8 protein-coding genes are annotated in these 11610 nt (G+C 70.4%); 2 read left to right on the top strand and 6 right to left on the bottom strand.

Going from position 1 to position 11610, the window contains the following annotated elements; translation table 11 throughout:
• Positions 1-74: 74 nt before the first annotated feature.
• Genes DQW85_RS18880 through DQW85_RS18865 form a run of 4 tightly spaced genes read right to left on the bottom strand, consistent with a single transcriptional unit; the run spans position 75 to position 5651 of the window.
• Positions 75-1055 carry an ABC transporter substrate-binding protein gene (locus DQW85_RS18880; protein WP_240197272.1) on the bottom strand — a complete coding sequence of 327 codons (981 nt, stop codon included), beginning with the start codon at positions 1053-1055 and terminating at the stop codon, positions 75-77.
• Positions 1056-1095: 40 nt separating this feature from the next.
• Entirely contained in the window at positions 1096-3096 is a 2001-nt protein-coding gene (locus DQW85_RS18875; protein WP_113701612.1) for an ABC transporter permease, read from the bottom strand.
• On the bottom strand, positions 3093-4154 hold the full coding sequence (locus DQW85_RS18870; protein ID WP_113701611.1) for a quaternary amine ABC transporter ATP-binding protein: 1062 nt from the start codon (positions 4152-4154) through the stop codon (positions 3093-3095). Before DQW85_RS18870 ends, DQW85_RS18875 begins: the two co-directional genes overlap by 4 nt.
• A gap of 24 nt (positions 4155-4178) precedes the next feature.
• Entirely contained in the window at positions 4179-5651 is a 1473-nt protein-coding gene (locus tag DQW85_RS18865; RefSeq protein WP_113701610.1) for an aldehyde dehydrogenase family protein, read from the bottom strand.
• A 225-nt stretch (positions 5652-5876) separates the two neighbouring features.
• Between DQW85_RS18865 and purU the strand changes: the two genes are divergently transcribed.
• On the top strand, positions 5877-6740 hold the full coding sequence (purU, locus tag DQW85_RS18860; protein ID WP_113701609.1) for a formyltetrahydrofolate deformylase: 864 nt from the start codon (positions 5877-5879) through the stop codon (positions 6738-6740).
• A 76-nt stretch (positions 6741-6816) separates the two neighbouring features.
• Here purU and betA read toward each other — a convergent pair whose 3' ends face one another.
• Positions 6817-8454, bottom strand: coding sequence for a choline dehydrogenase (gene betA, locus DQW85_RS18855; RefSeq protein ID WP_113701608.1), 1638 nt, complete (start codon positions 8452-8454; stop codon positions 6817-6819).
• 127 nt (positions 8455-8581) lie between these two features.
• Between betA and DQW85_RS18850 the strand changes: the two genes are divergently transcribed.
• Positions 8582-9361 (top strand): IclR family transcriptional regulator, encoded by a 780-nt coding sequence (locus DQW85_RS18850; RefSeq protein ID WP_205315224.1) that lies wholly within the window; start codon positions 8582-8584, stop codon positions 9359-9361.
• Here DQW85_RS18850 and DQW85_RS18845 read toward each other — a convergent pair.
• On the bottom strand, positions 9324-11609 hold the full coding sequence (locus tag DQW85_RS18845) for an FdhF/YdeP family oxidoreductase (protein WP_113701607.1): 2286 nt from the start codon (positions 11607-11609) through the stop codon (positions 9324-9326). The two genes, DQW85_RS18850 and DQW85_RS18845, sit on opposite strands and share 38 nt — an antisense overlap.
• Position 11610: the final 1 nt, after the last annotated feature.

Below are 11610 nucleotides of genomic sequence, written 5' to 3'. Positions count from 1 at the left end.
TGGGAACGGTCCAAGAACGCACGCGCGCCCGGCCCGGTCGAGACAGGATCGACCGGGCCGGGCGCGGGCGGGATTCAGCTGCTGGGCAGCCAGGCCTTCACCTTGTCGGGGTTGTCGGCCACCCACTTGGCGGCGGCCTCATCGGCCGACATCTTGTCCTCGGAGATGTACTTGGCGACGAGGTTCTGGTCGTCGTTGGTCCACGTGAAGTTCTTGACCAGCGTGTACGCCGGGCTGCCGGAGTCGGCGAACTTCTTGCTCACGATCTTGTCGAGCTCGTACGGCGGGTAGTCGCACGCCACCTTGGCCGCGTCGGCGTCACAGCCGGCGGTGTAGGCGGGCAGGTTGACCTTGACCAGCTTCAGCTCCGACAGGAACCACTGCGGCTCGTAGAAGTAGCCGATGAGCGGCTTCTGCTGCTTCTCCGACTGGCGGAAGGCGGTGATGAGCGCCGTCTCGCTGCCCGCGTACACGACCTTGTAGTCGAGCTTGAGGTTCTTCACCAGCGCGGCGTCGTTGGTGACGAACGACGGGTCGCCGTCGAGGAGCTGGCCCTTGCCGCCGGACTCGGAGGTCTTGAACAGCGAGGCGTACTTGTTGAGGTTCTTCCAGTCGGTGATGTCCGGGTACTTCTTGGCCATCCACGGGGCGACGTACCAGCCGATGACGCCCTTGTTGCCGGTCGTCCCGGCGGACACGGCGACCTTCTGGTCCTCGATGTACTTCTTCTTGAGGTCGTCGTGCGCCCAGTTCTCCACGACGGCGTCGACCTCGCCCGTGGCGAAGCCCTGCCAGGCCACCTCCTCCTTGAGGTCCTTCTTGACCACCTTGCAGCCGAGTTGCTTCTCGGCCACATGGGCGATCACCGCCGCGTTGGCCTCGTAACCCACCCACGGGTTGATCGCGAGGTTGACGGTGCCGCAGGCCGCCTTGCCACCGCCGCTCGCGGCGGGCTCGGCGCCGCCGACCTTCGCGCCTCCGCACGCGGTGAGCAGGAGACCGGCGCCGGTCACGAGCACGACCGCCCGGACCCTTCCACTCCTGGTTACTGCCACCTGGTCCTCCTGTATCTCTCCGGCCACCGGCCGGTCTGGTTCATCTGCCATGGAGTCCCCCGTGCGCCGCGGCGTCGGCCCGCTCGGTGGCGGCCCGCATGACGCGGTCGAGCACTATACCGAGCACGACGATCGCGAGCCCGGCGGCCAGCCCCTTGCCCCGCAACTGGTGTTGCGAGAATCCGGCCACGACGTCGTAGCCGAGCGCTCCCGCGCCGACCAGACCCCCGACGACGACCATGGAGAGCACATAGATCAATCCTTGGCTCGCCGCCAGCGTTACAGCGCTGCGCGCCATCGGCAGCTGCACCTTGGAGATGAGCTGCCACGAGTTCGCCCCGGCCGAGGTGGCGGCCTCGACGGTGGTGGCCGAGACTCTCCTGATGCCCTCGGCGACCAGCTTGATCGCGATCGGCGCGGCGAACACCACGGCCGCGATGATCGCGGTGAACCGGGTCGGCCCGAAGAGGCCGAGGATGGGCACGAGGTAGACGAACGCCGGCATGGTCTGACCGGCGTCCAGCAGGGGCCGCAGCACGGTGTCGGCCCGGTCGCTGCGCCCCATCCAGACCCCGATGATCACGCCGAGCACCATGACGAGGATCGTCGCGACGAGCGTGGAGGCCAGCGTGACCATGCTGTCCTGCCAGAGCCCGAGCAGCACCAGCACGAGCAGCCCGGCCGTGGTGACCAGCGCGGCCCGCACGCTGCCCACCAGCAGCGCGATGGCCACGGCCGCGGCGGCGACCAGCCACCACGGGGAGTCGGTCAGCAGCGTCTCGAACGGGTTGAGCAGCCCGTTGGTGAGCAGGTTCTTCAGCGCGTCGGTGTAGGTGACCAGGCTGTCCTGCACCCACAGGCTGGCGGCGTCGGCGGCGCGGCGCACGTACGAGCCGAGGTTGGCCTCGATGGGGAACTCCGCGGCCCACACGTAGGTGTACGACAGGTAGCCGAGCACGGCGACGCCCCCGAGCACGCCCGCGACCTCCAGGCGGCGTCCCAGTACGGTGCGCTGCCGGCCGGCCCGGCGCTCGGCCTCCACGCGGCGGCTGGCCGCGGAGGTCACCCGGTCGAGCACGACGGCCATGATGACGATGGCCAGGCCGGCGTTGAACGCGGTGCCCACGTCGAGCGTCTGCAGCGCCTTCAGGACCGTCTTGCCGAGGCCGGGGGCGTCGATGAGCGCCGCGATGGTGGCCATGGACAGGGCGGCCATGATGGTCTGGTTCACCCCGACGATGATGGTCTGCTTGGCCATCGGCAGCCGCACGTGGCGCAGCGCCTGCGCGGAGGTGACGCCGAGCGAGGTGCTCGCCTCCAGCGTCTCGTGCGAGACCTGCCGGATGCCGTGCGCGGTGATCCGGATCGCGGGCGGGATCGCGTAGATCATCGTGGCGACCGTCGCGCTGGCCGGGCCGATGAGGAAGAACAGCGTGAGCGGCGCCAGGTAGACGAACGTCGGCATGGTCTGCATGAAGTCGAGCACCGGGGTGACCACCCGGTGGAAGCGGTCGCTCAGCCCGGCCCACACCCCGAGCGGGATGCCCACGGCCAGCGACAGCGCCACGGCGGTCAGCGTCAGCGCCAGCGTGTCCATGCTCTCCTGCCACAGGCCGAGCACGCCGAAGGAGAGGAACCCGGCGGCGGTCAGCAGCGCGACCTTCCGGTTGCCGTACAGGAAGGCGACGGCTGTCGCCACGCCCACCACGCCCAGCCAGCCGAGCACGGGCACCGGCCGTCCGAACGACGGCTGGCTGATCAGCGCCTGGACGAACGTCACCGCCTCGTCGAGGAAGAGCCGGATGTAGTTGATGAAGTACAGGAAGAACGGGTTGCTGTTGCGGCTGTCGTCGACGGCGTCCATGCCCTCGCTGAGGGAGACGTGGAGCGGGGTCAGCTCGGCGCCGCCGAGCTGGAGGGTGTCACGGCCGCGCAGCAGCGCCCAGCCCGCCACCCAGAGCGCGATCACCACGACGAGCAGGTACTTGCGGGCGGGCAGCCGGGCGGCGACCCGCGAGGCGACCACGTTGACCGCTGTCATTGGTGCTGCCCTCCGGCGATCACTTCGAGAATCTCCGCGCTGGTGACCACGCCGAGCAGGCTCTCGCCGTCCATCACCCGGACCGGCCGGTCGGCGGAGAGCACGGCGTGCACGGCGTCGCGGATGACCACGTCGGGGCCGAGCGCCGGACCGTCGAGCGCCTCGCCCGGCTGGGGCGGGCGCATGATCCAGCGGAGCGTCAGCACGTGCGAGCGCGGGATGTCGCTGACGAAGTCCCGCACGTAGTCGTCGGCCGGCGCGCCCACCACCTGGTCGGGCGTGCCCACCTGGACGAGCTCGCCGTCGCGCATGATGAGGATCCGGTCGCCCAGCTTGAGCGCCTCGCTGAGGTCGTGCGTGATGAAGATCATCGTCTTGCCGACCTCGTGGTGCAGGCGGATGACCTCGTTCTGCATCTCGCGCCGGATCAGGGGGTCCAGCGCGGAGAACGGCTCGTCGAACAGCAGCACCTCGGGGTCGGCCGCGAGCGCCCTGGCCAGGCCGACGCGCTGCTGCATGCCGCCGGAGAGCTGGTCGGGGTAGGAGTTCTCGAACCCGTTGAGGCCGACCAGCCCGACCACCTCGCGGGCCCTGGCGTAGCGCTGCTGCTTGGAGACCCCGCGGATCTCCAGCCCGAACGCGACGTTGTCGAGCACGCACCGGTGCGGCAGCAGGCCGAAGTGCTGGAAGACCATGGCCATGCGGTGCCTGCGCAGCTCGCGCAGCCTGCGGTCGTCGGCCTTGCGGACGTCCTCGCCGTCCAGCAGGACCTCGCCGGCCGTGGGCTCGATCAGCCGGGTCAGGCAGCGGACCAGGGTGGACTTGCCCGAGCCGGACAGGCCCATGACGACGAACACCTCGCCCCGGCGCACGTCGAAGGAGACGTCGCGGACGGCGGCCACGCAGCCCGTCTGCTCCTTGAGCTCCTTGCGCGTGAGCGTGCTCCCGACGACGCTCTGGGCCTTGGGACCGAACACCTTCCACAGGCCGCGCACGGCGAGGACGGGCGGGGAGTCGGTGTCGGTTGCACTACGTTCGGCCACTGACGGCACAGTCATGAGGACCTCTTGGTCGTCGGAGCGTCAGTTCGCTGGGAACCACCGCTGGGGGCGCGGGCGGGTGTTCTGCCACACATGCTTGATCTCGCGATATTCGTCCAGGCCGGTCGGTCCGAGCTCCCGGCCGTTGCCTGACTGCTTGAAACCGCCCCATTCGGCCTGCGGCACGTAAGGGTGGTAGTCGTTGATCCATACTGTCCCGTGACGCAGCCGGCCCGCCACCCGCTGCGCCTTTCCGGCGTCCTGGGTCCAGACCGCGCCGGCCAGGCCGTACTCGGTGTCGTTGGCCAGGCGGACGGCCTCGTCCTCGCCGCTGAAGCGCTCCACGGTGAGCACCGGGCCGAACGACTCCTCGCGCACCACCCGCATGCCCTGCTTGCACTCGTCGAGCACGGTCGGGCGGTAGAAGAAGCCGCCGTCCAGGCCGTCTCCCTCCGGGCGGTGGCCGCCGCAGCGCAGCACCGCGCCCTCGGCGAGGCCCGCCGCCACGTACTCCTCGACCTTGGCCAGGTGCGCGGCGGAGATGAGCGGGCCGGTGTGCGCCTCCGGGTCGAAGGGGCCGCCGAGCCGGATCAGCTCGGCCCGCCGTACGACCTCGTCCACGAACGCGTCGTGCAGCGAGTCCTCCACCAGCAGCCGGGCTCCGGCCGAGCAGACCTGGCCGGAGTGCAGGAACACGGCCGTGAGCGCGAAGTCCACGGCCGTCTCGAAGTCGGCGTCGGCGAAGACGACGTTGGGGTTCTTGCCGCCGAGCTCCAGCGCCACGCGCTTGACCGTGGCGGACGCCGTGGCCATGATCCGCCGACCGGTCTCCACGCCGCCGGTGAACGACACCAGGTCGACGTCGGGGTGTTCGGCGAGCGGCGCGCCGGCGCTCGCCCCGGCGCCCAGGACCAGGTTGGCCACGCCCGCGGGCAGGCCGGCCTCCTCCAGCGCGCGCATCAGCAGGATCGCGGTGCTGGGGGTGAGCTCGCTGGGCTTGAGCACGAAGGTGTTGCCGGCGGCCAGCGCGGGCGCCACCTTCCACGTCGCCTGCAGCAGCGGGTAGTTCCACGGCGTGATGAGGCCGCAGACGCCGACCGGCTCATAGACGATCCGGCTGATCGCGTCGTCACGGCCGGTGTCCACCACGCGTCCCGCGTCGGTGCCCGCGACACCGGCGAAGTAGCGCAGGCACGCGGCGCAGTCGTCGATGTCGTACTCGCTCTCCACGAGCCGCTTGCCGGTGTCGCCCGACTCGGCCCGCGCGAAGGCGTCGCGATCGCGCTCCAGGATGTCGGCTACCCTGTGCAGGAGGGCGCCGCGCACGCGCGCCGGGGTGGCGGGCCAGGATCCGTGGTCGAACGCCTGCCTGGCCGCCCGGATCGCGGCCACGGTGTCGGTCGCGCAGGCTTCTGCGACCGTGGTAACGAGGCTGCCGTCGGCGGGCGAGACGATGCTCCGCTGCCCACCCTCGGCTGGCTTGATCCACGTGCCGCCGATATAGAGATCGGTCATCGGCACACCTCTGATCGTTGCGTATCGCGCAAGGCAATGCTTAGTGAGGAACAGGATTGACCTGCCCCCTTGGATAAGTCAAGCCCTTGGCCGCATCACCGAATGATTCCATTCCATGTGATTTGTTCACCTACGCACCTCACCCCTTGACTGGACGGCCCCCTGCCGTCCACCCTGTTGCGTATACATCACCGTTGTGCGCTATACGCAACGCTAGGAGGTGTGATGTCTCCCCGGCCCGACCCTGGACGCGAGTTCATCCTCACGGTCTCCTGCTCGGACAAGCCCGGCATCGTCTACGCCGTGACCAGCTTCCTGGTGCAGCACGGCGGCAACATGCTGCAGAGCAAGCAGTTCAACGACCGCAGAGGCGGCGGCTTCTTCATGCGCGTGCACTTCGCGGCCCAGCACGGGCTGGAGGAACTGCGCGCGGGCTTCACCTACGTCGCCGACTCCTTCCAGATGACCTGGCAGCTCAAGGACGCCGCGACTCCGACCAGGTCGCTCATCATGGTGTCGAAGTTCGGCCACTGCCTGAACGACCTGCTCTTCCGCAGGCAGGGCGGCGTGCTGAACATCGAGATCCCCGCGATCGTCTCCAACCACCCCGACCTGGAGCCGCTCGCCGCCTCGTACGGCGTGCCGTACCACTATGTGCCGGTCACCCCGCAGACCAAGGCCGAGGCCGAGGCGAAGGTGCTGGAGCTGGTCGCCGAGTACGAGGCGGACCTGGTGGTGCTCGCCCGCTACATGCAGGTCCTGTCGGACGACATGTGCAAGCGGCTCGAAGGGCGTGCCATCAACATCCACCACTCGTTCCTGCCTGGCTTCAAGGGCGCCAAGCCCTACCACCAGGCCCACGAGCGCGGGGTGAAGCTGATCGGCGCGACCGCGCACTACGTGACGGCCGACCTGGACGAGGGGCCGATCATCGAGCAGGACGTGGTCAGGGTGGACCACGAGCTCGACCCCGAGGATCTGATCACCGCGGGCCGCGACGTCGAGGCGCAGGTGCTGGCGCGGGCCGTGAAGTGGCACAGCGAGCAGCGCGTGCTGCTCAACGGCGACCGGACGGTCGTCTTCCGATAGAGCCCCCGCCCTCTTCGGGGCGGGCACCGGACAGGAGGCGGTGGGGTGCTGCGGCGGCCCCCACCGCCTCCTTCCGTCATTTCCGGTGCCGGTAGAACTCGGTCGTCTCGGGCGCGAGCGGCGTGTTGCCGAGAATCAGGTCGGCCGCCTTCTCCGCCAGCATCATGACCGGCGCGTAGATGTTGCCGTTGGTGACGTACGGCATGGCCGAGGCGTCCACCACGCGCAGCCCGTCGACGCCGTGCACGCGCATGGTCTCCGGGTCCACGACCGACATCTCGTCGACGCCCATCCGGGCCGTGCAGGAAGGATGCAGGGCCGTCTCCGCGTCCCTGGCGACCCAGTCGAGGATCTCCTCGTCGGTCCCGACGGACGGGCCCGGCGACAGCTCACCGGTGCTGAACTCGGCCAGGGCCGGCTGGCCGAGGATGTCGCGGCTCACCCTGATGGCCTCCACCCACTCGCGCCGGTCCTGCTCGGTGGACAGGTAGTTGAAGCGCAGGGCGGGGTGCTGCCGCGGATCGGTGCTCTTGATCTTCACCGAGCCGCGGGCGTCCGAGTACATCGGCCCCACGTGCACCTGGTAGCCGTGCCCGCCCGCGGGGGCCGAGCCGTCGTAGCGCACGGCGATGGGCAGGAAGTGGAACATCAGGTTGGGGTAGTCCACGTCGTCGTTGCTCCGCACGAACCCGCCGGCCTCGAAGTGGTTGGTCGCCCCGGGGCCGCCGCGCAGGAACAGCCACTGCGCGCCGATCCACGGGTGTCGCCACTTCTGCAGGTTGGGCTGCATGGAGACGGGCTGACGGCAGCCGTGCTGGATGTAGACCTCCAGGTGGTCCTGGAGGTGCTCGCCGACGCCGGGCAGGTCGTGCACCACGTCGACGCCGAGCGCGCCCAGCTCGCGGGCGTTGCCGACGCCGGAGAGCTGGAGGAGCTGGGGCGAGTTGATGGCGCCGCCGCTCAGGATGACCTCCTTGGCGCGCACGGTCCCGCCGTCGTACTCCACGCCGACCGCCCGCGTGCCCTCGAAGAGCACCCTGGAGACGAACGCCCGCGTCCTGACCGTGAGGTTGGGGCGCTTCATCACCGGGTGCAGGTAGGCGCGGGCGGCGCTGAGCCGGCGGCCCCGCCGGATGTTGCGGTCGAAGCGGGCGAAGCCCTCCTGGCGGTAGCCGTTGACGTCGTCGGTCAGCGGGTAGCCGGCCTGCTGGACGGCCTCGAAGAAGGCCGCGAAGAGAGGGGTGCTCGCGGCGCCGCGCTCCAGCGACAGGGGCCCGTCATGGCCGCGGAACGGCGTGCCCGGGTCTGCCAGGCAGTTTTCCATCCGCTTGAAGTACGGCAGGCAGTGCGCGTAGTCCCAGTTCTTCATGCCCGGGTCGGCGCCCCAGCGCTCGTAGTCGAGCGGGTTGCCGCGCTGGAAGATCATGCCGTTGATGCTGCTGGAGCCGCCGAGCACCTTGCCCCGGGCGTGGTAGACGCGCCTGCCGTTCATGTGCGGCTCAGGCTCGGACTCGTAGCGCCAGTCGTAGAAACGATTGCCGATGGGGAAGGGCAGCGCCGCGGGCATGTGGATGAACACGTCCCACGGATAGTCGGGACGGCCGGCCTCCAGGACCAGCACGCGCGTGTCGGGGTCCGCGGAGAGCCGGTTGGCCAGGGCGCAGCCCGCCGAGCCTCCTCCGACGATGACGAAGTCGTATTGCTGTGACGTCATGGTGCCTCGTCTCATCGTACGTTTCACCGAATCGTAGCGTTATACGCACTGCGTTTCACTACTCGCAACAGGAGATCTTTTAATCCTTCATTCGCACTAGGTTGCCTGGAGCACTTAGAGTTTCGCTATGAGCAACGAATCGGGCAGCGGGGGCGTGCAGTCCGTCGACAGGGCGATCAGCGTGCTGGAGATCCTGTCGCAGCGCGGCGAGGCCGGCGTCAGCGAGGTGGCGGCGGAGATCGACGTGCACAAGTCGACGGCCTTCCGGTTGCTCGGCGCGCTGGAGGCGCGCGGCCTGGTGGAACAGGCCGAGGACCGCGGCAAGTATCGCCTCGGCTTCGGCATCATCCGGCTGGCCGGCGGCGTCAGCACGCAGATGGACATCATCGGCCGCGCCCGCCCGGTCTGCCAGCGGCTGGCCGAGGAGATCGGCGAGACGGTCAACGTCGCCGTGCTCCGCTCCGCCCACGCGGTCAACCTCGACCAGGTACGCGGCCCCTCGGCCGTCACCGCGTACAACTGGGTCGGGCAGATCACCCCGCTGCACGCCACCTCCAGCGGCAAGGCCCTGATCGCCTACCTCGACGAGCGGGAGCGCGCCCGGCTGCTCGCGGGTGGTCTGGAGAGCTTCACCCCCAAGACGATCGTCGACGCCGACGCTCTGCAGCTGCAGCTCGCCGAGACCCGCGAGACCGGCTACGCCTTCTGCCTGGAGGAGCTGGAGGAGGGGCTGAACGCCGTGGCCGCGCCCATCCGCTCCTACCTCGGTGAGGTCGTCGCCGCGGTCAGCGCGTCCGGGCCCGCCTACCGCTTCAGCGCCGAGCGCATCCACGAGCTGGCCCCCCGCCTCATCGAGGGCGCGGACGAGATCAGCCGGCGGCTGGGGTACGCGGGGAAGTCGTACTGACCAGGCGCACCACCACGCTCTTCGAGGTCGGGGTGTTGGACGTCTCGGCCACCGAGTCGAGCGGCACCAGCACGTTCGTCTCGGGGAAGTAGGCCGCGCAGCAGCCGCGGGCCGTGGGGTAGGCGATCACCCTGAACCCCGCCGCCACGCGCTCGCCGTCGGGCCACTCGCTGACCAGGTCCACCACGTCGCCGTCGGCCAGGTCCCGCTCGGCCAGGTCGTCCGGGTGCACGAACACCACCCTGCGGCCCGCCTTGACCCCGCGGTAGCGGTCGTCGAGCCCGTAGACCGTGGTGTTGTACTGGTCGTGGCTGCGTACCGTCTGCAGCAGCAGCCGCCCCAGCGGGACGCGCAGCACCTCCAGCTCGTTGACGGTGAAGTTGGCCCGGCCCGTGGCGGTCGGGAAGCGCCGCTCGTCCCTCGGCGCGTTGGGCAGCGCGAAGCCCGCGGGCGCCCGCGCGTTGAAGTCCTCGAACCCGGGGACGACGCGCGCGATGCGATCCCTGACGGCGCCGTAGTCGCGCTCGAACTCCGCCCACGGCACGTGCGGGTCGTCACCGAGCACCTCGCGCGCCAGCCGGCAGACGATCGCCACCTCCGGCAGCAGGTGGGGCGAGGCCGGCCCGAGCCTGCCCCGGGAGGCGTGCACGAGACCCATCGAGTCCTCGACGGTCACGTAGCCGCCCGGGTCGCGCTCCGTGCGGCCCAGCGTCGGCAGGATGAGCGCCTCCGCGCCGCACACCGCGTGGGACCGGTTGAGCTTGGTGGACACCTGCACGGTCAGCCGGGTGCGGCGCAGCGCCGCCTCCGTCACCTCGCTGTCGGGGGTCGCCCGGACGAAGTTGCCGCCCATGCCGAAGAAGACCTTCACCTGGCCGTCGCGCATGGCGCGGATCGCGTCGACCGTGTCGAGCCCGTGACGGCGCGGCGGCGCGAAGCCGAACTCCGCGCCCAGCGCGTCGAGGAAGGCGGCCGAGGGCTTCTCGTAGATGCCCATGGTCCGGTCGCCCTGCACGTTGGAGTGGCCGCGCACCGGGCACACCCCAGCGCCCGGACGGCCCACGTTGCCGCGCAGCAGCAGGAAGTTGACCACCTCGCGGATCGTCGCCACGGAGTTGCGGTGCTGGGTCAGGCCCATGGCCCAGCAGACGACGACCGAGCCCGCCGCGCGGACCTCGGCCGCGGTCTCCTCCACCTCGGCCCGGGTCAGGCCGGTCGCGGCGAGGACCTTCTCCCAGTCCAGGGCGCGGATGTGCCTCTCCCACGCCTCGAACCCGTGCGTGTGCTCCTCGATGAACGCCCGGTCGGCGGCGGGGAGCCCGGCGTCGCCGGCGCCGTCGAGCAGCAGCGAGGACAGCGCCTGGAACAGCGCCAGGTCCCCGTTGAGCCGGATCTGCAGGAACCGGTCGGCGAGCGCGGTGCCGCGGCCGAGCCCGGAGGGGCGCTGCGGGTTCTTGAAACGCAGCAGGCCGGCCTCGGGCAGCGGGTTGACGGCGATGATCCGCGCCCCGCCGCGCTTGGCCCGCTCCAGGGCGGTCAGCATGCGGGGGTGGTTGGTGCCGGGGTTCTGGCCCACCACGAAGATCAGCTCGGCGCGGTGCAGGTCGTCCAGCGAGACCGTGCCCTTGCCGATGCCGAGCGTCTCGGTCAGCGCCGAGCCGCTGGACTCGTGGCACATGTTGGAGCAGTCGGGCAGGTTGTTGGTGCCCAGCCGGCGCACCAGCAGCTGGTAGGCGAAGGCCGCCTCGTTGGAGGTGCGGCCGGAGGTGTAGAAGACGGCCTCGTCGGGGCCGCCGAGGGCGCGCAGCTCCCTGGCGATGATCTCGAACGCCTTGGCCCAGGTGACCGGCACGTAGTGGTCGGCGCCCGCTGGCTTGTGCATCGGCTCGGTCAGCCGGCCCTGGCCGCCGAGCCAGTGGTCGCTGCGGACGGCCAGATCCCCCACCGGGTGCGCGGCGAAGAACTCGCGCGTGACCCGGCGCGTGGTGGCCTCCTCGGCCACGGCCTTCGCGCCGTTCTCGCAGAACTCGGCCGGGCTGCGATGATCGCCCTCCGGCCAGGCGCAGCCGGGGCAGTCGAAGCCGTCCTTCTGGTTGACCCGCAGCAGCGCGCGCACGCCGCGGGCGGCGCCCATCTGGCGATGGGCCATCTCCATCGCGTGCCCCACCGCGGGCAGCCCGCCCGCCCAGTCCTTGGGCGGGCGGACCCGCAGGCGCGCGTCCTCGTCCTCTTCGCCCTGGTTGCTCACC

Origin of the sequence: Nonomuraea lactucae, from assembly GCF_003313395.1 — a bacterium.
In the GTDB taxonomy this organism is placed as follows: Bacteria; Actinomycetota; Actinomycetes; order Streptosporangiales; family Streptosporangiaceae; genus Nonomuraea; species Nonomuraea lactucae.
The sequence above is the reverse complement of the archived record's forward strand: the minus strand, read 5'-3'. Positions and strand labels throughout refer to the sequence as shown.